Annotated in this window: 18 protein-coding genes and 1 pseudogene; 8 read left to right on the forward strand and 11 right to left on the reverse strand. The window is 67.0% G+C overall.

What is annotated here, in order from left to right; genetic code table 11:
* Positions 1–17: 17 nt before the first annotated feature.
* Complete coding sequence (locus QFZ57_RS18450; RefSeq protein ID WP_306901236.1) at positions 18–1847, forward strand: AMP-dependent synthetase/ligase; 1830 nt, start codon at positions 18–20, stop codon at positions 1845–1847.
* Here QFZ57_RS18450 and QFZ57_RS18455 read toward each other — a convergent pair.
* Positions 1838–3052 (reverse strand): TIGR01906 family membrane protein, encoded by a 1215-nt coding sequence (locus QFZ57_RS18455; protein WP_306901237.1) that lies wholly within the window; start codon positions 3050–3052, stop codon positions 1838–1840. The two genes, QFZ57_RS18450 and QFZ57_RS18455, sit on opposite strands and share 10 nt — an antisense overlap.
* Before the next feature lie 124 nt (positions 3053–3176).
* The gene (locus QFZ57_RS18460) at positions 3177–4169 is read right to left on the reverse strand and encodes a stage II sporulation protein M (protein ID WP_306901238.1); all 993 of its coding nucleotides are present in this window, start codon (positions 4167–4169) and stop codon (positions 3177–3179) included.
* A gap of 85 nt (positions 4170–4254) precedes the next feature.
* Here QFZ57_RS18460 and QFZ57_RS18465 point away from each other — a divergent pair, with 85 nt between their 5' ends.
* Positions 4255–5055, forward strand: a complete 801-nt coding sequence (locus QFZ57_RS18465; RefSeq protein ID WP_306901240.1) for an RDD family protein — start codon at positions 4255–4257, stop codon at positions 5053–5055.
* A gap of 1 nt (position 5056) precedes the next feature.
* On the opposite strand, the gene QFZ57_RS18470 is transcribed toward QFZ57_RS18465, so the two are convergent.
* The 4 genes and pseudogenes from QFZ57_RS18470 to QFZ57_RS18485 form a co-directional block, all read right to left on the reverse strand.
* Complete coding sequence (locus QFZ57_RS18470) at positions 5057–6295, reverse strand: L,D-transpeptidase (RefSeq protein ID WP_306901242.1); 1239 nt, start codon at positions 6293–6295, stop codon at positions 5057–5059.
* 64 nt (positions 6296–6359) lie between these two features.
* A pseudogene (ahcY, locus tag QFZ57_RS18475) lies at positions 6360–7827 on the reverse strand (adenosylhomocysteinase).
* Between the two features lie 75 nt (positions 7828–7902).
* Positions 7903–8130: a Trm112 family protein gene (locus tag QFZ57_RS18480; RefSeq protein WP_306901244.1), complete on the reverse strand. Its 228-nt coding sequence runs from the start codon at positions 8128–8130 to the stop codon at positions 7903–7905.
* Positions 8131–8209: 79 nt separating this feature from the next.
* On the reverse strand, positions 8210–8596 hold the full coding sequence (locus QFZ57_RS18485; protein WP_306631937.1) for a DUF3499 domain-containing protein: 387 nt from the start codon (positions 8594–8596) through the stop codon (positions 8210–8212).
* 117 nt (positions 8597–8713) lie between these two features.
* Here QFZ57_RS18485 and QFZ57_RS18490 point away from each other — a divergent pair, with 117 nt between their 5' ends.
* The gene (locus tag QFZ57_RS18490) at positions 8714–9226 is read left to right on the forward strand and encodes a metallopeptidase family protein (protein ID WP_306901245.1); all 513 of its coding nucleotides are present in this window, start codon (positions 8714–8716) and stop codon (positions 9224–9226) included.
* 19 nt (positions 9227–9245) lie between these two features.
* On the opposite strand, the gene QFZ57_RS18495 is transcribed toward QFZ57_RS18490, so the two are convergent.
* The 3 genes from QFZ57_RS18495 to QFZ57_RS18505 are packed head-to-tail and all read right to left on the reverse strand — an operon-like array spanning position 9246 to position 14909.
* Entirely contained in the window at positions 9246–10988 is a 1743-nt protein-coding gene (locus tag QFZ57_RS18495; RefSeq protein WP_306901247.1) for a DUF5719 family protein, read from the reverse strand.
* Positions 10981–14346 carry a glycosyltransferase gene (locus QFZ57_RS18500; RefSeq protein ID WP_373461281.1) on the reverse strand — a complete coding sequence of 1122 codons (3366 nt, stop codon included), beginning with the start codon at positions 14344–14346 and terminating at the stop codon, positions 10981–10983. The genes QFZ57_RS18495 and QFZ57_RS18500 overlap by 8 nt, the downstream gene beginning before the upstream one ends.
* Positions 14347–14375: 29 nt before the next feature.
* The gene (locus tag QFZ57_RS18505) at positions 14376–14909 is read right to left on the reverse strand and encodes a WhiB family transcriptional regulator (RefSeq protein ID WP_306901248.1); all 534 of its coding nucleotides are present in this window, start codon (positions 14907–14909) and stop codon (positions 14376–14378) included.
* A gap of 393 nt (positions 14910–15302) precedes the next feature.
* On the opposite strand from QFZ57_RS18505, the gene QFZ57_RS18510 reads away from it, so the two are divergent.
* Complete coding sequence (locus QFZ57_RS18510) at positions 15303–16004, forward strand: TIGR03089 family protein (protein WP_306631940.1); 702 nt, start codon at positions 15303–15305, stop codon at positions 16002–16004.
* Between the two features lie 12 nt (positions 16005–16016).
* Here QFZ57_RS18510 and QFZ57_RS18515 read toward each other — a convergent pair whose 3' ends face one another.
* Positions 16017–16577 (reverse strand): GtrA family protein, encoded by a 561-nt coding sequence (locus tag QFZ57_RS18515; protein WP_306631941.1) that lies wholly within the window; start codon positions 16575–16577, stop codon positions 16017–16019.
* A gap of 172 nt (positions 16578–16749) precedes the next feature.
* On the opposite strand from QFZ57_RS18515, the gene QFZ57_RS18520 reads away from it, so the two are divergent.
* From QFZ57_RS18520 to manA, 4 genes are all read left to right on the forward strand, one after another.
* Positions 16750–17946 carry a 5-(carboxyamino)imidazole ribonucleotide synthase gene (locus QFZ57_RS18520; protein ID WP_306901250.1) on the forward strand — a complete coding sequence of 399 codons (1197 nt, stop codon included), beginning with the start codon at positions 16750–16752 and terminating at the stop codon, positions 17944–17946.
* Positions 17943–18527: a 5-(carboxyamino)imidazole ribonucleotide mutase gene (gene purE, locus QFZ57_RS18525; protein ID WP_306631943.1), complete on the forward strand. Its 585-nt coding sequence runs from the start codon at positions 17943–17945 to the stop codon at positions 18525–18527. The genes QFZ57_RS18520 and purE overlap by 4 nt, the downstream gene beginning before the upstream one ends.
* 10 nt (positions 18528–18537) lie before the next feature.
* Positions 18538–20187 carry an LCP family protein gene (locus QFZ57_RS18530; protein WP_306901253.1) on the forward strand — a complete coding sequence of 550 codons (1650 nt, stop codon included), beginning with the start codon at positions 18538–18540 and terminating at the stop codon, positions 20185–20187.
* 65 nt (positions 20188–20252) lie between these two features.
* Positions 20253–21494 (forward strand): mannose-6-phosphate isomerase, class I, encoded by a 1242-nt coding sequence (gene manA / locus QFZ57_RS18535; protein WP_306631945.1) that lies wholly within the window; start codon positions 20253–20255, stop codon positions 21492–21494.
* A gap of 75 nt (positions 21495–21569) precedes the next feature.
* Here manA and QFZ57_RS18540 read toward each other — a convergent pair whose 3' ends face one another.
* On the reverse strand, positions 21570–22625 hold the full coding sequence (locus tag QFZ57_RS18540) for a lipid II:glycine glycyltransferase FemX (RefSeq protein WP_306631946.1): 1056 nt from the start codon (positions 22623–22625) through the stop codon (positions 21570–21572).
* Positions 22626–22706 lie beyond the last annotated feature (81 nt).

Below are 22706 nucleotides of genomic sequence, written 5' to 3' on the forward strand. Positions count from 1 at the left end.
GGAAACGGAGACCTGCTGTGAGAGAAGCGAGCACGGAACTGCTGGTTGAGCTTGACGCCAACAGCAACGTGACTGACCTGCTGCTGGAGCAGCACGCAGCCAACCCCGCCCGCGCCCTGTACCGGCGGAAGGGCCCCAACGGATGGGTGGATGTTCCCGCGCAGAAATTCCTCCGGGACGTCAGTGCCCTGGCCAAAGGGCTCATTGCCGGTGGCCTGGAACCTGGCGACACCGTGGCCGTGATGTCCCGCACCTCGTACGAATGGACGCTGGTGGACTTCGCCATCTGGTTCGCCGGCGGCGTCACGGTGCCGATCTACGAAACTTCCTCCGCAAGCCAGGTGGAGTGGATCATCAAGGATGCGGGGGTCCGCCGTGTCTTCGCCGGTGACCGCGCCACCGTGCAGCTGGTCAGCGGAGTCGTGGCCGGTTCCGCCGAGCTCAGCGACCGCCTGGTCAACGTGGTCCGGATGGACTACGACGGCGAGGCCCCCGACCTTGCCAGCCTCGCCGCTGCAGGCACCGGCGTCAGTGATGCCGAACTGGAGCGCCAACGCAGCCGGGCGGGGTTGGCCGACCTCGCCTCGCTGGTGTACACCTCGGGCACCACGGGCAAGCCCAAAGGCTGCGAGATCACGCACGGAAATTTTGCCCTCGTGGCCAAGAACATCGTTGCGTTCCTGCCGGAAATCCTGCAGAAGGACCAGGCCCGCACCCTGATGTTCCTGCCGCTGGCCCACGTGCTGGCCCGGGCCGTCCAAGTGGTGTGCCTTACCGCGGGGGCAACCCTGGGGCATACCCCGGGTGCCGCCCAACTGCTCGAAGACCTCGGGACGTTCCGCCCCACCTTCCTCCTGGTGGTCCCGCGAATCTTCGAAAAAGTCCGGGCAACGGCCGCCCACAAGGCAGCTGTGGCAGGCAAGGGCAGGCTCTTCAAGGCAGCAACGGTTGCCGCCATCGAGTATTCACGGGAGCAGGACCGGCAAAACCGGGGCGAGGGCCAGGGCCCCGGCCTGTTCAGCCGGGTCCGGCACGGGATGTATGACCGGCTGGTCTATCCGCGGCTGCGCCAGGCGATGGGTGGCCACGTCGGGTACACCGTGTCCGGCGCCAGTCCCCTGGCTCCGGAGGACGCCCACTTCTTCCGGGGTGTGGGCATTCCTGTCCTGGAGGGGTACGGGCTGACCGAGACCACGGCGCCGTGCACGGCCAACACCCCTTCCCGCACCAAGGTGGGAACGGTGGGCATTCCCATCCCGGGCACCACCATCCGTGTGGCCGAAGACGGCGAGATCCTGGTGAAGGGAATCGGCGTCTTCAGGGGCTACCACGCCAACCCGGCCGCGGACGCCGAAGCCTTTGTGGATGGCTTCTTCCGCACGGGCGACCTTGGCGCGCTGGACAAGGACGGCTTCCTCACCGTCACCGGACGGAAAAAGGACCTCCTGGTCACGGCCGGAGGCAAAAACGTGGCACCCGGGCCCCTGGAGGAAAAAATCCGCGCCCATCAACTGGTGGGACATGCGGTGGTGGTGGGCGACGGCAGGCCCTTCGTGTCAGCCCTGCTGACCCTTGACCCGGAGGGCGTTGCCAACTGGCGGTCGGAGCGCGGCCTGCCTCCGCTCCCCCTTCGCGAAGCCGCCGGCGATCCCGACGTTCTGGCAGCCCTCCAGGAGGCAGTGGACCTGGCCAACCAGACGGTGTCCAAGGCCGAATCGGTGCGCACTTTCCGGCTGCTGGACGCCGAGTTCAGCGTGGAGTCCGGGCACCTGACACCGTCGCTGAAACTGAAGCGTTCCGCCGTGGTTCAGGAGTTCCAGGCGGAGATCGCCGGGATCTACGCCTGATCCGCCTTTTCCTGCTCCGCGTCCGGCTTTTCCTGCTGCGCAATACCTCGGCGGCGGCGCGTGGGCCAGGTGAGCACCAGCGTCACGACGGACGTCAGAAGCACCAGGGCGGCGATGGCGATGCCGGCATCGATCCAGAACTGGCTGGGGAACAGCCGGATCAGGGCGTCATCCAGGCTGAAAGTCCAGGATCCGTCAGCGAAGAAGATCCGGTGGAATTCGGTGAAGAACTGCTGCCACCCCAGCGCGGCCAGCGTGCCGAGGCCCAGGATCAGGGCAAGCGTGATGATGGAGCCGGCGAAGAGGCCGCGCCGGACCCCGCCGGTGCTCCGCCTGCGCAGGTACAGGATGGCGATCAGCGCAAGGAGGAGCAGAAGCGCACCGGCACCGAAGGTGGACAGGATGACCACCTTGACGTCCGCCATGTGGCTGACTTCGCCTTCCTTGAAGAGCTTGTCGCCGCCACGGTGCACCAGGTCCCCCAAGTAGCGCGGGCCGGCCCAGTTGCTGAGGTAGTCCACGGCGTAGGAGCCGTAGGTCATCCTGTCGTCGGTGCTGAAGCCGTATCCGTCGCCGGGGAAACCGGGACGGTTGTACTCCACCCAGAGGAACAGCGGGCTGGTCACAGCCCGGACGGCCAGGATCAGCAGGATCACCGGGTAAATGATGGCCAGCAGGACCTGCATGACACGCGGCGCCACGGGTTTGGCGTTGGCTGCGCTTTCGCGCTGGGCGTTGCGGCGCTCCACTTCCTCCTCGGGGGGACGGACGTGCAGCGCAGAGGTGGGAAGGGGTTCCTTGAAGACCGGCGAACCGGCGCTGCTGCCGGGCCCGGCAGCGGAGGAACCGGCACTGGGAGTTTCCTCCGCGGAAGTCCGTGTGGCGCCCGCGCCGGCCGCGGAGGATCCGGCGCCGGACGATCCGACGGCGGCTTCCGCCGCCTTGCGGTCGGCCCGGCTTCCGGGTTGGGCGGTTTTGGTCCCGCCCGCTGCCTCGTTCCAGCCGATTCTTTCCCCGCCGGGCTTGTCCGCGCCGGGCTTGTCCGCTCCGGGCTTCTCCCCGCCGGGCTGGTCCGCGCCGGGCTTGTGCTTTCCAGCGGGCGTCAGCCAGGAGAACGCGGGCTCGTCGGAATCCCCGGACATGTCCAGGAAAGGTTCCGGCTGCGGCGCGGCGTTTTTGGCGCGGGCCGGTGTTTCGTCATTCACAGCAGCGTCACTTCCGTTGGGTTCCGCACCGGTCCCAGTCCGCCGGCGCGATTCATTCTGCAGACGAGCCTACCGTCCGGAACTTCCGCTGGGCGAGGAACCACCCCGGCTGGATTACAACGATTCAGGCAGCGATTTCGGTGTAGCCGGCATCTTCGCGGCGGACGTCCCCGCGCTCCCCGGCAAGGTAAGCCCGCCTGCCCCACACCAGTACGTAAATCCAGTACGCGGCCAGAACCGCCGCCCCAATGCCGATCCTGGCCCAGGCCGGCAGCGGACTGGGGGTGACGAACCCTTCCACCAGGCCCGAGACGAACAGCACCACAACGAGCCCCAGTGCCACCGTGATCAGCGAGCGGCCTTCCGCCGCCACCGCTCGGCCCCGCGTCCGTGGCCCCGGTGAGACCAATGCCCAGAAAATCCGCAGGCCCGCGGCGGAGGCAACAAAGACGGCGGTGAGCTCCATCAGCCCGTGCGGCAGGATGTAGCTGAAGAAGACGTCGGATTTGCCGGCGGACGCGAAGATGCCGGCGGCGATGCCCACTCCCTGGGCATTGCTGAACAGGATCATCGGAACCCAGACCCCGGTGATCCCCAGCGCCACGGCCTGCGCGCTGATCCAGGCGTTGTTGGTCCACACTGCACCGGCAAAGGACGCTGCAGGGTTCTCGGAGTAGTAGTTGATAAAGTCCTCATTCACGTACTGGGCGGCCGCGGCTTCGGAAGCGACGGCCCGAAGTGCGTCGGGGGACGTCCCGATCCAGGCGGCGTATGCCGCAGCGATGAGCACGAAAGCCGTACCGCATGCCAGGGTCAGCCAGGTCAGCCGGTACAGGGCTGCCGGCAGGGCTATCACGAAGAACCTGGCCAGGTCCGCCAGCGCGTTTGAGCGGGCGCCGGTAAAGCGCGTCCGGGCCAGGGCCAGCGTGGCGGAGAGGGAGGCGGAGAGGCCGCTTTCCGGAGCCACCGAGCGGACCAGCGACAAGTGGCCGGACGTGGACTGGTACAGCGCCAGCAATTCGTCGGCCTCGGCACCCGTGAGCCTGCCTTTGCCGGCAAGCTCCTGCAGGCGAGCCCACTTGTCCGCGTTGACGGCGGCGAAGGCATCCATGTCCACGGCTACAGCCTAGCGCCCACAGTAGACTTTGACGGTCTGCACCAATTAAGTCCGCATCACCGGCTGCGAAGGGCAGGGACGCAGTGTGAGTCCGATAATCACCGGCGAGGCAGTAGTCCTCGAACTCCGGCCCGCGAGCTTCGCAGCCCGGGCCCTGGGCCTGGTCATCGACGTCGTCGTCCAGGTGGTCCTTCTCGTGCTGATCATGATTGGCCTGTCGGCCGCCGGTGCGGACCTCGATGAGGCAGCAACCCGGGCCCTTGGCCTGGCCGCCGTCGTCTTCTGCCTGGTGGTGGTGCCGGTAGGCGTGGAGACACTGACCCGGGGCCGGTCGCTCGGCAAGGCGGCCACGGGCCTGAGGGTGCTCCGCGAGGACGGCGGCGCCATCCGGTTCCGGCACGCAGTGATCCGCGGACTCACCGGGTTCCTGGAGATCTATCTGACATTCGGCGGGCTTGCCCTTGCCGTGGCGCTCTTCAACGACAAGTCCAGGCGGCTCGGCGACCTGCTCGCCGGAACCTACGCTGTACGCAGCCGGGTTCCTGCCGAAGAGGCCATCCGGGTTTCTGTCCCGCCCCACCTGCAGTGGTGGGCCGCGGCGGCGGACATCGGACGCATCCCCGACGCCACGGCCCGCAGGGCTGCCCAGTTCATCCGACAGGCCGGCCGGATGGCCCCGCTGTCCAGGGCAGGCATGGCGGAGGCAATCGCCGCGGAACTGTCCGCCCACGTCGCCCCGCCCCCGCCGCCGGGGACGGGGCCCGATGACTACCTTGCCGCCGTCGTAGCTGAACGGCGGAACCGGGAATTCACCAGGCTGTCGCAGTCACGCAGGCGGAACACCGAAACGGGGCAACGGCTGCAGCGGCTGCCGTTCGGCAACTGACCTAGTTGTCGTACTCGCCCCACGGGATGTTCCAGTCGCCGAACCCGTCCGTGTTCGCCGCATAGTCGCCCTCGGTGTTGATGATCTGGACCACGTCGCCTGTTCCCATGTTGTCGAAAACCCATGCCGCCCCGTCGGGCAGGAAACCGATGCAGCCGTGGGACACGTTGGCGTTCCCGATGAACGGATAGGCCGACTCAAGTGCCTGGTGGATGTAGGCCCCGCTCAGGGTAAGGCGGATGGTGTATTCGACGTCAACCTCACCGTAGTAGGCGGGGTCATCCGGCTTCAGGCCGATGCTTGCCGCCCTAAAGTGGTCGAACCGGTTCTTCTCCATCAGCACCCCGTATCCCTTTGCAGAGGGGAAGCGCTTATCCCCCATGCTGACGGGCAGGGTCTTGACGGGCTGGTCGTTGACACTGAGCGTGAAGGTGTGGGCAGTGGCGTCGGCAACGGCCACCTTCTTGTCTCCGATGGAGACGTTCACCTTCTTGTTGACGTTTGCGATCTGGCCGTTGCCCAGGTCAACGCCGAAGAGCTGCATGTCCATGGTGACGGTGGAGTTCGCTGCCCAGAAGTTCTCCGGGCGGTACCGGACCATGGTGTCGCTGTACCAGTGGAACGCTCCGGTTTGTCCTGCCGTGGTGCTGATCTTGATGGCCTTTTCCACAGCGGCCCGGTTTGTCACGGGCTCGCTGAAGATGATCTGCAGGGGCTGTCCCACGCCAACCTTCATGCCGTTGAGCGGGTAAACGGCGGCGTCGGCCTCGTGTGAACTCGACACCGTGTCGAAGGACTGCGTTGTGCTGGTCTCGCGTCCTGCAGAATCCTTGACCACGTAGGTGTAGCTGTACTCGGTGTTGAATTCCAGCGGCCCGGTGGCGGACCACGCCGTCCCGCTGGCGTCGATGCTGCCGTCGATGGTCTTCCCCGCCGTGCTGGCGAGGGTGACACGCTGGATGGTTCCGTTGCCCACTTTCAGGGACACCGGAGCAGCGGGGTTCACCTGCTTGGCACCGTTCGCGGGTGCCGGGTCAAAAGTCACCGGCGGCACAACGGGGGAAGCGATGCCTGGCGAGGTCCGCAGTGCGGAGCCTGCTTCGGATTCAAGGGGTCCGCCTGCGAGGCCCGGTGCGACGGCGGCGAAAACCCCGCCTACGGCAGCCAGGACACAGACGGCAGCCACGGCAAGGATTTTCTTGGCAGTCCCCCGGCGACGGGGCTTTACATCAGGGTCCATGTTTTCGATCCTAAGTGCAGAAAATAACGGCCCGGGCGCTCGACTGCGCCCGGGCCCTTACGTCTCAGTAACGATAATGCTCGGGCTTGTACGGACCGGCGACGTCGATGTCCAGGTATTCTGCCTGGTCCTTGGTCAGTTCCGTGAGTTCAACGCCCAGGGCGTCCAGGTGCAGCCGGGCCACCTTTTCGTCCCAGGACCTTGGGCAGCACGTAGACCTTGTTCTCGTACTCGTGCTGGTCCTGCTTGGTCCACAGCTCGATCTGCGCAATGGTCTGGTTTGCGAACGAGTTGCTCATGACGAAGGACGGGTGGCCCGTGGCGTTGCCGAGGTTGAGCAGCCGGCCTTCGGACAGAACGATGATGGAGCGCTCTGCGCCGGTGCCTTCATCAAAGACCCATTCATGGACCTGCGGCTTGATTTCGACCCGCTTGACGCCGGGGATGCGGGCCAGGCCCGCGATGTCGATTTCGTTGTCGAAGTGGCCGATGTTGCCCACGATGGCTTTGTTCTTCATGCCGGTCATGTGCCCGGCCATGATGACGTCCTTGTTGCCTGTGGTGGTGATGAAGATGTCGCCCTGCGCCAGGACTGATTCCAGTTTTGCCACCTGGTAGCCGTCCATGGCCGCCTGCAGCGCACAGATGGGATCAATTTCGGTGACGATGACGCGCGAGCCCTGGCCGCGCAGCGCTTCCGCCGCGCCCTTGCCGACGTCGCCGTAACCGCAAACGACGGCGACCTTGCCGCCCATGAGCACATCAGTGGCCCGGTTAATGCCATCGGGAAGGGAGTGGCGGATGCCGTACTTGTTGTCGAACTTGCTCTTGGTTACGGAGTCGTTGACGTTGATGGCCGGGAAGAGGAGCTTGCCCTGGTCTGCCAGCTGGTACAGGCGGTGGACACCGGTGGTGGTCTCCTCACTGACGCCCTTGATGGTGGCTGCCATCCGGGTCCATTTCTGCGGGTCGGCGGCAAGGGAGCGGCGCAGCACGTCCAGGAAGATGCCGTATTCTTCGGAATCTTCGGGACCGGCGGAGGGGACGTTGCCCACGGCCTCGAACTCGACACCCTTGTGGACCAGCATGGTGGCGTCGCCGCCGTCGTCCAGGATCATGTTGGGACCCAGCTCGGGGTTGGACTCGGCGCCGGGCCAGGTGAGGATCTGCTCGGCGGTCCACCAGTATTCCTCCAGGGTCTCGCCCTTCCACGCGAACACGGGTACGCCCTGCGGGTCTTCAACAGTGCCCTTGCCCACCACCACGGCCGCCGCGGCCTCATCCTGGGTGGAGAAGATGTTGCAGGAGGCCCAGCGGACTTCGGCGCCCAGCGCGGTGAGGGTCTCGATCAGCACCGCGGTCTGCACCGTCATGTGCAGGGAACCGGCAATCCGGGCACCCTTGAGCGGTTGGGTGGGCCCGAACTCCTTGCGGAGGGACATCAGGCCGGGCATCTCGTGCTCCGCCAGGCGGATCTGGTGCCGGCCGGCTTCCGCCAGGGAGATGTCGGCAACTTTGTAGTCAAAAGTCATGGGTGGTCCTTTGCTTGGTCCGGGTCCTGGTCCAGTCCCCGTTCTGCTTTTTCTGTGCGGGCGGATGCAGATGAACTAGTGCCCTGCCGCGGCCGGATCATGCTGGTCCGAACCGGCCGCGGCTGCTGCAGCAAGCAGTTCCGGAGGCAGCAGCAGGGGGATCCCGTCCTCGATGGCGTACCGGTTCCTGATGCCCGTATTCCCGGCCTCGGTGGCCACCAGCTCTTCCCCCTCCTGGACCAGCGGCGAGCCGGTCACGGGGCAACGCAGGACGGACAACAGCTCGGGACTGATCTTTGGCATTTGTTCATGCTCCCTGGCGGGCGCGCTCGCGCCGGTAGCGGAAAAGATGTGCAGCTTCCAGCCTACCGCCAGATGGAGGTCAGGAAGGTTCCCGAAGGACCCGCAGGTGTCCCCGACGTGCGCCTTCGATGCCTGCCGGAGCTTCAAGGGCGGAGTGCGGGGCGCGCTGGGCGGGCGCCTGCGACTCCGGCGGAAGGGCGGCGGCATCGCGCACGGCATTGGCCAGTGCCAGCAGGTCATCGGGCCCCGGCTGCTGGGGAGTGGACGGCATGGCCAGGCGCAGCACCTCCCAGCCGCGGGGAACCGTCAAGGAACCAGCATGCTGCTCGCAGAGGTCGTAGCAGTGCGGTTCCGCGTAGGTGGCCAGCGGCCCCAGGACTGCGGTGGAGTCTGCATACACGTACGTCAGGGTGGCTACCGCCGACTGGCGGCAGGCAGACCTTGAACACTGACGGATAGCTCCCACGACATCACAGACTACCCCTTGCCGCCGCATTAACTGCGCATTGCCGCCCCGTCCGACGCGTCTTTGCGGCAGCGGGAATGTATCGCGGAAATCCTCCCCCGGGTTTACAGTCGATGTATGCAGTCATCGAACCATGAATCAAGTTTTTCGGTCCGGTTGGCTGGCCCGGATGCCCCCGCGGCAACGGGCATGGAGACCGCCGGCAGGAACTTCTTCAGGCGGCGCCGGAACCGCCACGGGCGAGGCCTTCGTGGCGAAGTAATGCTGCCCACGCACCCCGGCTACCGGACCCGCGCCGACCGCTTCGACGACATGGTGCTGGACTCGGCCCAGCGGCTGCACGACATCTGGGGCAAAACCCTGGACGGCGTACGGTTTGGCGTGGACGAAATCCCGCCGGACCTCGAGCAGCTGGCCGCCAATGCATCCACGGCGCCCATGGGCTCCTACACCCCCGCCGCCGGAGAGGACGGGCCGATGATCACGGTGTACCGGCGGGTTGTGGAGCAGGCATGCTCCAGCGTGGACGAGCTCCAGGACCTGGTCCACGATGTGGTGGTGGAACACACCGCGGAAATGCTCGGCGTGGCGCCGGAGACTCTGGATCCCGTCTACCGCCGCCGCTACTGATACCGGCAGCCTGGAACCCTCAGTAGCCCAGGGTGACCGGGACCGTTTCGCGGCCGGCGGCGGCAGCCAGGAAAGCCAGGGACGAGACGTCGTTGCGGCCGTCCTGCCCCACGAGCACCGCCCCATAGGCGGCGTCGCCTGCTGCTGACACCACGTAGCCCACGACGTCGGCACCTTCGGCCTGCTCCGGAACGGTGATGGAGGCGGTTGTTCCCCCGGCGATGTCCGCGGTGGCAGCTGCCCGCACCTTTCCATCGGCCGTGATGGGTGCATACGTGATGGTGGCCCGGGCGTCCAGGGCCCCGAACACCAGCTGGCGAAGGCCGCCCTTCGGGACGGGAACCACGTGCTGGCTGCCGAGCCGTACGGCGGATGCCGCCCACGCCACATCCGAGGGCTGCCCCGCCTGGAGTCCGCGGCTCAAGCGAGCAGCCGCCACGAAGGAAACGTCGGATGAGGCTGCCACTGTGTACTGGCCGGCAGGAACCCCGGCCAGGGATACCTCAGTGGTTGAACCGGCTTTTGCGGTGATCACGCCTCCTGACGGAAGCGCATGCTGGCCGTCCCGTCCGTACAGCTTGATCTCCACCACGGCGTCGGACGCGCCGGGAACGGTCAGCTCGAGGGCGGGCCCGGCGTCCCCGTATCCGGGCTGCGCTGTCAGGGCTGCGACCCCGGCGGGGTCCTGGATGTCCACTCCCGTCATTACCTGGCGCACGGCGGGGGCAGTCCCGGCGCTAATGAAATCCACGCCACCAGGGGTGAGGCCGCGCAGGACGCTTTGCTGGATGGAGGCCGCCACCGGGCCACCTGCGCTGCGGACATGCACGGTGAGGTGGGATTCGTTGGGCGCCAGCCCGGCGAGGACTACACTGCGCGTGGTGCCGGGGGCCACCAGCAGTCCGCGGCTGCCCGGCGCCTGGATTTGCCCGCCGGCACCAAACAGCTCAAGGCTCACGGTAGCGGGTGTGCTCGAGGCATTGGTCAGCGCGAGCACGGAAGTGCGGCCAATAGTGGTGCTGGCACCGGTCAGCCACTGGTCGTTCGAGGGTTGCCCGCAGGCAGCCGCAGCACTGCCCTGCAGGTCGCCGTCCCTGGCGGTGTATTTCATGGCGCCGGCGGCCGCTGCATTCTGGTTTGACAAGGCGTTGGCACTGAGGACGTTCACCCGGTCCACCGCCTGGTCGGCCACCACTCCGGCAAGGAGCTCCTGGGGGGCTCCTGCCGTAGGCGCCGGGCCCGGATCCTTGGCGATTTCGACAGCGGCCGTTCCGTCCAGTCGTGCCAGCCGGCTCGCCGGCAGGACACCTCCCGCGCTGAGCACGGCGGCACTGACCCTGGTTGCCGCCGTGGCGGATTCGGGCCGGAACTGGGCATCGGTGCCGGCGTCGGTGCCCTCGAGCAGCCGCGCAGGGCCAGGGCAGACGCCGAGGCTGGCTCCTGCGGGAACAGCGGCTTCGGCCGCCGGGACAGTCCGGCTGCTTGCAGGGCCGGCCATCAGCGATCCGGCTGCTACCACGGCTCCGCCGCCGGCAAGGATAAGAACGCCGGCCGCCACTCCGGCCACAGATGCTGCACGGCCCTTTCCCCCCGGCAACCTGGTGGCGCCGCGGCCGGACCCATTCCTGCCTTCGCCGGTCCCGGTCCGGGCCGGTGCAGGCTCTTCGGCCGGCGCCTGCTTGCCGCCTGCAACCGATGTTTTGCCTGAAGCCGGCGTATCGGCATCAGCCGGCGCCTTGGCCGGCGGGGTGTGCTCATGCATGTTGGTGTTCCTTACGCAGGGAGCCCTCGTCACGTGAGATGCCGGTCCGCGGCCGTCGGGCAGGCATGGGAATTGCAAGAATCACTGTCAGCCCAATCACCGTGATCTGGGTGGCGGCAGCCCAGAACGACCAGGGGTTTTCGTAGCGGACCGTCAATTGCCCGCCCGACGCCGGAAGGGTGAACGCCTGGGACCAGCCGGAGGTGGTGGAGGTCAGCTTCCGCCCGTCGAGCCAGGCACTCCAGCCCGGATCAGCGCGCTCGGCAAGGACCACCAACCGGCCTTCGGCACCTGCCGGGACAGCGGCGTCGACATCAGCAGTCCCGGAGCCCACCAGGGCCGTGGCCTCACCGCGGGAATCGACGATCCGGACGCGGTGGGCAACATCGGCGGCCTGGACGGCCGGCTGGCTCAGCGGGCTGATGCGCCACAGCCACCCGACGTCGGTCTGTCCCACGGCCACCAGGCCGGGAACTGCATCCATCCGGCTGGCGGTCAGCTGCGCTGCGGTGTCGGCGGAGCGCAGCACCACAAATCCGACCCCGAGTTGTTCGAGCTCCGTGCGCGGGTCCACACCCTGACCGGCGACCAGGGTGGCCACGACGCGGCGGACAGCGGCGGTGACGTCGTCGTCGTCGCGCACCTCTTCCGCGCCCGGAGCGCCGATGATGTTCCGCGCGGAGGCGATGGCCGAGAGGCTGTCCAGCGTGGTGCCGCTCCCGCGCATCAGCGCCGCCTTGAAGGTGCCGTCGTCTTCGGTGCTGAGCAGGAGCGTTCGTGTCTGTTCCGGCCCGGTCCCCCGGTCGATGGCGGTGGCCGGAAGGGACTGCCCGGTGGCGGCCTCCACCAGCCGCGGGGCGCCCAGGGCTCCCCCGGTGGCGGAAGCAGCCGCTGCGGGCGCGTCTCCCGGCGTTGCTGCCGGTGCGGCACCGGTTGCGGCCGGACGCAGCAGGTTCTGCGCGGACCAGGCTGCCATGCCGGCCAGCGGCCCTGCCAGCAGTACTACCAGGCACAGCGCCAAACCGGCGCGGCCTGCCGTCCTGGGCTTCGTGCCGGCACCGGAAGCGCGCTGCGCAGCGGACAGCAGCTGCTCGGCTCCGAGGAGTGCCGCCGCAAGTAGGGCGAAGGACGCGGCGGACACTGCCGGCCCGGTGAAAGGCGTCACCATGACGTCCGCGTTCAGGCCCGTGGCAACGTGGCCGGCCAGCCAGCCGCCCACCAGTACGATAAGGGCGGCAATCCAGAACCATCCGGCAGTCCGCGCCCGGTGCCCCGTGCTGAAGAGACCCACCACGGCAAGGACCAGCACGGGCCCCGCGATGAGCAGTGCCAGGAGCAGGGCCCATGGCACCGTACCGCCTGGAAATGCCGCCAGCCCTTGGAGGCCGCCGGCAGGGTCGAATGACAGTGGCTGGCCCAGGACTTGCTGCCACAGCGGGGCGGCGTCAAACGCCAGTGGGAGTCCGGGGTCGGCCAGCAGCGCCCTCGGCCTGTCCATCGTGGACAGCGCGAATGGGATGAAAAGGGCGGCGCTGGGCAACAGCGCCCACCACACCGTCCGCCCTCGCCGTCCCAGCAGGAGGCCGCAGAGTACGATGACGACAGTTGCCGGGACGAGCAGGGAGGGCGCCGACGCAACTGTGACCGCCAGTGCCAGGCCGGCAGCTGCGGACGCCGTCCACGATGGCACCCCGTTGATGCCGGCCTTGGCCGCGGGCATGTCAGCGAAGCCGTACTCCGGTGCCGGCGAGGGGCTGAAGCGCCCGTGGCCCACCGCCGAGCCGGTAGCCCGCAGCAGGCCCAGGACCACCAGCGGCAGCATGATGTGCGCGATCAATGCACCGGCGCGGCCCTGGTTCAGAGCGGCCTGGAGTGCCGGCGCGGCAGCCCAGAAAACGGCCGCCACAAAGCGGAGCCGGCGGCGCACAGTCAACCCGCCCGCCGCGAACCACGCGGTAAGTCCGGAGAGCGGGGCGCCGAGCAGGAGCAGCCATGCCATGGCCGGGTTGGCGTCACCTCCCCCGAAGACGCCGACGATCCAGAGGACATAGTCAAAGGGATCGCCGCGGCCGGGTAGTCCCGTTCCCAGGCTGACCCACCAGCTGGAGGCGTTGTGCCAGATGTCCCCCAGGTTGGCGGAGACGGGAATCAGGGCGCCACCGGCCACGGCTGGGGCGCGGAACAGCCCGGCCAGGGCCAGGAGCGAGGCCACTGCCGCAATGATGACGGCGGCCAGGGCACCATTGCCCACCCAGCCGCGTTTACTGGTGGCCAGGGCGGCAAAGTCGTCCGCGGCATCGCCGGTGGGCTGGTGCGCGAGCGGATCCTGTACGAGGTGATCAGCCCCTGATCCGTCGGATCCCAGCGCCTCCATTAATGACCTGCGGTGGCTCCACACCTCGCGGCGGGGCGTTTGGAGCTTGCGGATCACCGACCGGCGGATGCGCCGCGTGCGTTTGGCTGCCCGCCGGGCCCTCGCCACGGCCCCGGGCCGGCCCAGCGCGGCGCAGGTGGCAAGAAGCTGCGAAATGCCGTGGCCGGGATCCTTGACGACGATGCTGAGGACCAGCTTGAAAAGGCTGCCAAGCAGAGCACCAATGCCGTGGACGGGCACCATCCAGAGCGGGCTGTGCTTCAGGCGCAGGTGGACCTGGGCCTTACGGGCTGCGGAGGGATTTCCCAGGGCGTGCGGCCGGTGCGCCACGTGGAACATCCGGGCCGCGGGGACAACCACCACGCGGTGGCCTGCCAGGCGGTTCCGCCAGCAGAAGTCGACGTCGTCGCCGCTGCCGGGCAGGGCGGGGTCGAAACCGCCCAGGTGTTCCCAAATGTCCCGGCGGACAAGCATGCCTGCGGAATTGACGGCAAAGGTATCAGTGCGGCCGTCGTACTGGCCCTGGTCCACCTCATCAGCATCGATCAGGGTAAGGCGCTCGGCCCACCGGCTGGTGGAAAGCCCCACATCCATCAGTTTCCGGGGCGAATGCCAGTCCAGTTGCTTGCAGCCGGCGACGGTTACCGAAGGGGCGCGCTCCACGGCACCAAGGAGTTCGGCCAGGGCCTCCGGTGCCGGCGCGGCGTCGTCGTGCAGCAGCCAGATCCACTCCGTGCCGGCACCGCCGGCGGTTCCATGGAAGGGCACCAGCGCTTCGAGGGCGGCGGAGACGGCGGCGCCCATGCCGCCCTTGCCCCGTGGGTGGCTGGCCACGCCGGCCTCACCCAGGGCTTCCCGCAGGAGACCATAGGAGTCGTCGCGGGACCCCGTGTCGACGCCGATGGCTCGGTCAACCGGCCGCGTTTGGGCCGCGAGTGCCGAAAGGGTTCTGGGCAGATAGGCACTGCCGTTGTGGGCGACCACAACGGCAGTGACATGGACATTCTGAAGAATTAGATTGCTCGCTTCCTTAGCCGCCGGCGCTCACGCTCGGAAAGGCCTCCCCAGATGCCGAACCGTTCGTCGTTGGCCAGCGCATACTCCAGGCACTGCGACCTGACATTGCAGGCACCGCAGACCTTCTTGGCATCGCGGGTGGAGCCGCCCTTTTCCGGGAAAAAAGCTTCGGGATCCGTCTGGGCACACAAAGCGTCCGTCTGCCAGCCCAGCTCGCCCTCGTCGTCGAAATCCTGCTGGAGCGGCAGCCCGATCCATACCGGCTGGGCAGTACCGGGCGAAGCCAGTTCCATTGGCGGATCAAGATCGTCTTCCGGTTCCGCACCGCCGTCGAGGAGGGCTTCGTGCGCCGCAAGGAACGCGGTGGCCTGGTCCTCAAGGATGCTGCTGGAATTCCTGTTGTACCGCTCTGCAGCATCAGGATCGGCGGGATCCACGTACCAATCGCTTGGCACTCCCCGCGCACGGTACTTTGCCGTTGCCTGGCCGGCCACGACGGCATCTTCCTGGATACGCTCTGCTTGCCCCACGGCGACCCTCCTGATGTTTCAGCCACTGCCTGGATACATGGACACTCGGTTGTGTGCCGGTATTTACGCAATTGCTTTAGTTACCTAATTACACGTGTGTAACTAGGGTGAGTCAAGCCGTCGCCGGAATAATAGACAGTCGAAGCGGCGAACTTTGCGCACGCCACGCCCGGGATTTTTCACCGCCCGGGCGTGGCGTGCCCGACGGGTGGGGACCGAACGGCAAAAAACCCGTCAATCCTGTGAGCTGACGGGGAAAATACCCCGTCTCCCCGCAAATAGCAAGCACACTTAGCAACGCCCGTGATTAACATCACTCCAGCACTCCCCTCCCATCACGGCGTCCAGGCACGCGGATGACCAGCGGACCGCCGGAAGTGGCAGGATGAAGCCATGACGACTATCCCCGTAACCGACCTGCTGGGCAGCCTTCGCTCCGGCAACTCCACAGCACCCCGCCTGACCTGGTACGGGCCCGATTCCGAGCGGGTGGAACTGTCGGGACGGGTCCTGGACAACTGGGTGGCCAAGACCAGCAACCTGCTGCAGGACGAACTGGATGCGGAGCCGGGCATGCGGCTGCGGCTTGCGCTTCCGGCCCACTGGAAAGCCCTGGTCTGGGCACTGGCCGGCTGGCAGGTTGGCCTGGAGACCGTGCTCGACGGCGGTCCGGCGGACTTCCTGGCCACTGATGATCCCGCAGGCGCCGTGGAACAGCACGACGCCGTCATTGCAGTTGCTCTGCCGGCCCTGGCCATGCGCTGGACCGGGGAGCTCCCCGCCGGCTGCTTTGACTACGCGGCGGACGTGCGGTCACACGGGGACGTGTTTATGCCGCATTCCGATCCGGATCCGTCAGCCTGCGCGGTCCGCACGCAGGAGGGGCGCATTATCCGGCACAGGGAGCTGATCAGCGGTTTCGCCCTGCCGCATACGGAAGGCGCCAGGCTGCATATACCTGCGGATAAGGGACTGGAATCCGCGTTGGCCAACGCGCTGGGAGCCTGGCAGCAGGACGGCTCCGTGGTGCTGACCCACCCGGACGTGGCGCTTACCGGCAAACTGCTCGCGGACGAACGCATCCACGGCAGCTAGCAGCCGCGCAACCTAGGCCTTGGGGCCGCCGTCTGCGGGAGCGGATGCCGGACGTTCAGCAGCCCGTGCGTGCTCCTTGTGGGGGTGTGCTTCGAGAATCTCGTGGTCGTGGGAGAATTCCGGCTCCTGGTCCAGTTCCTGGTTGAACACCAGGAAGCGGTACGCGAAGAAGCGGACCACTGTGGCAACCAGGATGCCGGCCACGCCGGCGAGGAACAGCAGGTTCTTGTTGTCGATGCCCAGCCCGTACTTGGCCAATGCCGTAAAACCGGTGGAAATCCCAATGCCGATGCCGTTGATGAGCACGAACATCGCAAACTCACGGAGTATGTTGGCTTGGCGCCGGTGCCGGAAAGTCCAGAAGCGGTTCGCAATCCAGGAGAAAACCGTAGCTATCGTGGCACCCACAAAGCGGGCCTTTGCCTCGCTGTCGGACATGGGCCCGTGCATCAGGTAATAGGTCAAGCCGTTGTCGATAACGAACGCCACACCGCCCACAGCCCCGAACTTGGCCACCTCGCGCCAAAAAAGTGAGGCGAGCCCCCGGATACGATCTGCAAGTGCGCTAAACATGACCCTCCATGGCCGTCCGAACTGTGGGCCACTCGGCCAAGGGTCCATTTTAGCCCCCAAAGCTTTGAGCCGGCCTCCGCAAGCAGGAGCGCAGTATCCCGACGGCGTAAAATCTGCTTCCCCGCCGGACTGTCAAAGCGGGATCCGGCCCGTCTTCGGTAGGCTGGCATATGTGACTTTTCCAGTGATAGGCGTGGTTGGCGGCGGCCAGCTCGCGCGAATGATGGCCCCTGCCGCTACAGCACTCGGCTTTGAACTCCGCGTCCTCGCCGAGGGTGATGACGTTTCCGCAGTGTCGGCCGTGCCCGCCACGCCCGTGGGCGATTACAAGGACCTGCAGACGCTCCTGGACTTTTCCAAGGGCCTGGACGTGATGACGTTCGACCACGAGCATGTGCCGACGGACCACCTCCGTGCCCTCCAGGAAGCCGGAGTCAACGTCCAGCCCGGGCCGGACGCACTGGTCCATGCCCAGGACAAACTGGTCATGCGTGCCGCCATCGACCGGCTGGAACTGCCCAACCCCGCGTGGGCGTCGGTGGCGGACGTTGCCGCGCTGGTCCGTTTTGGCGACGAAACCGGCTGGCCCGTTGTCCTGAAGACCCCGCGCGGCGGATATGACGGAAAGGGAGTGAGGATCGTGGCCTCGGCTGAGGAGGCCGCGGAGGCCGAAGACTGGTTCGACGCCATGAGTCCCCTGCTGGCTGAGGCAAAAGTCGAGTTCACCCGTGAACTCTCCGCACTCGTGGCGCGCACTCCCGACGGCGAGGCCCGGGCCTGGCCGGTGGTCCACACCATCCAGGTGGACGGTGTCTGTGACGAAGTGATTGCACCCGCAATGGACATTCCGCTGGAAGTTGCTGCCGCTGCCGAGGATGCCGCCTTGCGCATCGCCGCCGAGCTGGACGTGACCGGCGTCCTTGCCGTGGAACTCTTCGAAACCCCAGGCAGCGGGGCCGGATTCCTGATCAACGAACTGGCCATGCGGCCGCACAACACCGGCCACTGGACGCAGGACGGTTCCATTACCAGCCAGTTTGAACAACACCTCCGCGCCGTCCTGAACCTGCCTTTGGGCGCCACCGACGCGCTGGCACCCGTGACTGTCATGAAGAACTTCCTGGGCGGGGAAAACCAGGACCTGTACTCCGCCTACCCCATGGCGCTTGCCGCCGAGCCGGCCGCGAAGGTCCACTGCTACGGCAAATCCGTGCGGCCCGGACGTAAGATCGGCCACGTCAACCTGGTGGGGAATTCCACCGGGGAGGTCGGCTCGGTGCGCCGCCGGGCCGCGGCCGTGGCAGGCATCATCCGTGACGGCCGGGTTGGCACCGACGAACCTTCCGCAATATTCGAGGAGAACGCATGAGCGCCGAAGCCCCCACAACCGCCGGTACCGGCGCCAGTCCCCTGGTTGGCCTGGTCATGGGCTCCGACTCGGACTGGCCGGTCATGGAGGCTGCGGCAGATGCCCTGGCTGAATTCGGCATCCCCTTTGAAGCGGACGTCGTCTCAGCCCACCGGATGCCCACCGAGATGATCCGGTATGGCCAGACCGCCCACGAACGCGGCCTGCGGGTAATCATTGCCGGCGCCGGCGGTGCCGCCCACCTGCCCGGCATGCTCGCCAGCGTCACGCCGCTGCCCGTGATCGGCGTTCCCGTTCCCTTGAAGACGCTGGACGGAATGGACTCGCTGCTGTCCATCGTCCAGATGCCCGCCGGCGTGCCGGTAGCCACCGTCTCCATCGCAGGGGCACGCAACGCCGGGCTCCTGGCCGTGCGGATGCTTGCCTCCGGCACTGACGAATTTGCCTCTTCACTGCGCGCGGACCTCCTTGACTTCGCCGCCGACCTCAACGCAGTCGCTTCCCGCAAGGGCGCAAGCCTGCGGCAAAAGGTCAGCGAAGTCTTCCCCGGCGGCTCCAGCGCTCTCCGGGGCAGCCGTTAGGGCGGCGGACATGGCCAGCAGCAGCGCGCTCAACACCGGCTCCGGCCCGTCCTTGACGGACCCGGTCCGCTATCCGGTCAGTGCTTCCTCCTCGGTCCGAACGAAGCGTGCATTCGTCCTGATCCTGCTGACGCTCCTGGTACCGGGCAGCGCCCAGCTCGTGGCAGGCGACCGGAAGCTGGGGCGGACGGCCCTGCGCGTAACACTCTGTGTGTGGGCGGTCCTGCTGCTGGCAGTGGTCCTGCTGCTGCTCAACCGGAGCATGGTCATCACCATCGTCACCAACCCTGTCACGTCGCTGGTGCTGGTGGTCCTGCTGGCTGCGCTGGCACTCGGCTGGGCTTTCCTTTTCCTGAACACCCTCCGGCTTATCCGCCCCGTGCTGCTGGCCCCCCGGGTGCGTCCCGCCGTCGGCATTGCCCTGGTGCTCGCGCTGGTAGTGGGTAGCGGCTCCCTGGGCTACGCCGCCTACCTGCTGAACGTGGGCCGCAACGCCATAGGGAACATCTTCTCGTCCGGCCCGGCGATAGACCCCGTGGACGGACGCTACAACTTCCTCCTGATGGGGGGCGACGCCGGCGACGACCGTACCGGACGCCGTCCCGACAGCCTCTCTGTTCTCAGCGTGGACGCCCGGACGGGCCAGACAGCGATTATTTCCGTCCCCCGGAACTTCCAGAACGCCCAGTTCAGTGCTGACTCCCCCATGCGCAGGATCTACCCTGACGGCTACAACTGCGGCGATGAATGCCTCATCAATGCCATCAATACCGAGGTCACCAACGAGCACACGGACCTCTACCCCGGCGTGGCAGACCCCGGCGCACAGGCAACCATGGAAGCTGTGTCCGGATCGCTGGGCATGCAGATCCAGGCCTACGTCCTCGTGGACATGGACGGGTTCTCCAAACTGATCGACGCCATGGGCGGAATCCGGATCAAGGCAGGCGGCTGGGTCCCCATCAGCGGTGAGACCATCGACGAGGCCAACGGTATTCATGGAATGCCGCTGGGCTGGATACCCGCCGGCGACAACACCCTGGATGGCTACCACGCCCTGTGGTACGGCCGGTCGCGCGAATTCGTGGATGATTACGCCCGGATCGCGCGCCAGCAGTGCGTCCAGCAGGCCATGCTCAAGCAGCTCGATCCAGCCACGCTGCTGTCCAAGTTTGAGGACATCGCCGACGCCGGAACGAAAGTGGTCGATTCCAACATTTCCTCATCCCAGCTTGGCAGCTTCCTGGACCTGGCCATGAAGGCAAAGGGCAAGGAAGCCAAACGGCTGACCATCGGGCCGCCCGACTTCGGCCCCGCGTTCTCCACCAATCCGGATTTTGACCAAATCCACGAGCGCGTGGACCAGCTGCTCGCATCGGCATCTGCCAAGGGTCCCCAGTCGGCCGGAATTCCTGACGACGTCATGGCAGTTCCACAGGCAGGCGCCGGTCACGTGCAGGCGGCAGGGGCCGCCCCCGCCACGCTGCCTGCCGCCGTCAAGGCGGCGCCGCAGCCCTCGCCGTCGGACTTCACCCCCGTGACCACGACGCCCGACGGCGAGCCGATCACTGAAGAGATGCTGAACCAGCTCAAGCTGGAGGGCGACGAAGAGGCCATCCGCCAGCTCGTTGCCACCAACGGACAGTGCGCCCCGCTCTAGCTCCCACCAGCGCATCTTCACAGCGCCCGCCCATCAGCGCCTAGCCAACAAGGAACGGAACGGTTTTGTACGAGATTGAGAACGTCCTCAGGGACTACGCCTGGGGTTCAACGACCGCCATCGCCTCGCTGCTGGGCCGGCCCGAATCCGGGCGCCCGGAGGCCGAACTGTGGATCGGGGCACACCCTGACTCCCCGTCGGTGGCGCACCTGCCCGAGGACGGGACCCGGAGCCCGCTCGACGCCCTGGTCTCCTCTGACCCGGAGCATTTCCTGGGCGCGGAATCCGTCTCCGCATTTGGCCCCCGGCTGCCGTTCCTGGCCAAGATCCTTGCGGCCGCCCAGCCGCTCTCCCTCCAGGTCCACCCCAGCCTGGAGCAGGCGCGGGCGGGGTTCGCACGGGAAAACGAAGCCGGAATCGATCCCCATGCGCCAGACCGGAACTACAAGGATGACAACCACAAACCGGAGATGATCTTCGCCCTCACGCCTTTCGAGGCGTTGTGCGGGTTCCGGCCCGCCACGGAAACCCGGAAGATCCTGCAGCACATTGCCGATGCCTTCCCTGACGGACAGACGCCGGAGCTGCTCCGCGCCCTTCTTGAAGACCTCGCTGGCCCGGATGAGGGCGGGGGGCTCCGCCGGGCCTTCGAACGGCTGATCGCGGGCGGCCAGGCCGTGGCGGAGGAAACGGCCCTGGTGGTGGCTGCCCTGGTGTCAGGTGCTGCGCTTGAGCCGTACCAGGCCGAGCTGGGCACCGTCATCAGCCTCAACGAAAAGTACCCCGGCGATCCGGGCGTCCTGATTTCGCTGCTGCTGAACAGGATCTCGCTGAAGCCCGGCGAGGCAGTTTACCTTCCTGCCGGGAACGTGCACGCGTACCTGCACGGGCTGGGCGTGGAGGTCATGGCCTCCTCGGACAACGTCCTGCGCGGAGGCTTGACGCCGAAGCACGTGGATGTGCCCGAACTCCTGCGCACCATCGACTTCCACCCGGTGGCTGTGCCGATGCTGCGGGCCGAAAAGACGGTGATGGACCAGGAACTCTTCCGCCCGCCGTTCCGGGAGTTCCAGCTGCAGCGCATCGAGCTGGAACCGGACGCCGGACCCGTTCCGCTGGCCCAGACCGGACCGGCTGTGGTCATCGTTGTGGCGGGTGACGTCTACCTTGACTCCCCCAAGGGAGACCTGGCGCTGTCACGGGGCGGGAGCGCATTCATCGCCGCGGCGGAAGCCCCAATCAACGTCCACAGGGCGGCAGGCAGCACGGAGCCGGCGTTGGCCTTCGCCGTGACCACCGGCCTGTAGCTGCCCGGCAGCAACAACAAAGGACGACGGCGGCACCCAGGCGGGTGCCGCCGTCGCCCTCTTATCCTGGCTCAGTCAGCTGGCCGGCCGCAGCTTCCGGATCAGTGGCCGGACCCGTCCGGCTGCGGTTTTGAGCAGCTGCCGCCCCTGCTGGAGGCCTTTACGGGCCAGCGGCATGGCTGTGGCATACGCGGTGTAGAACGGTGACAGCGGCTTGTCCCAGGTGCCCATCAGCATGTTTTCGTGTTTGGCGAACTGCTTTTTGAAGTCGGAGATGCCATCGTTGAGCAGGCCGTTGAAGTCGTACCGGCTGCAGCCGTCCTCGCGCATGGACTGCAGGGCCGCCCACTTCACGCCGTAGTTCACGCGCTGCTTCTGGCCTTCGGCAGAAACTCCGCCATAGAGCTCGAACGCCGTGGCGCCACTGCGTGACAGCCACGTGAAGGCAAGCATCTGCTCGCCGTCGAACGCGGCAATGATCGGCGAGGCGTCCCCGAGGTTCCGGAAGATGTCGCGGTAGTACTGGTCCTCGTGGATACCGAAGCCCGCCCGCTCCGCGGTGTCGTGGTAGATGGCCAGCACCTGTTCGAGCTCGGATTCGTTCTTGACCTTGCGGAATTCCACGTCGCTGCGCATGGCCTTGCGGATGTTCGCCCGCGTGGACTTGGACATCTCGGCCATCAGTTCGTCATCGGACCGGGTGAGGTCAAGGATGAGGGTGCGCGGGATGAGCACGGTGTTGGCGGACTCGCGGAAGCCTGCGGCGGCCACGGCGCCGGCAAAGGCGGAGCCTCGGTCCCAGTCGGGTTCGATGCTGAGGGCCACGCCCCGGTGGCGGAGGGCAGCGTGCTCGGCCAGCCGGTTCAGGACCACCTGGGCGTTTTCCGCGGAGCACATGGGTCCGCGCGGAATATAGACCAGCGCCCGGAAGGGGACGGGGAGCCTGCGGACCAGCAACTGGGCGCAGCCAATGGTTTCCTCACCAGCCTTGACCAGGACCCTGTCCACGGACCAGCCGTGCATTGCCTTGGTCTCGCCCCAGCCCCACAGCTGTTGCGGATGCCCCTGGAACCGGTCGACGTTTTCGTCCCAAAGGGCGCGGTCAGTACAGGGCACAACAGCAGGAATCATGGCTTAAACCCTATACCAAGGCGTTAACGCCAAAGCCCCGGTGCGCACGCGGCGCCCCGGGGCCCTGACTTCCCGCAGTGG

The sequence above is a fragment of the Arthrobacter sp. B1I2 genome (assembly GCF_030816485.1).
GTDB lineage: Bacteria > Actinomycetota > Actinomycetes > Actinomycetales > Micrococcaceae > Arthrobacter.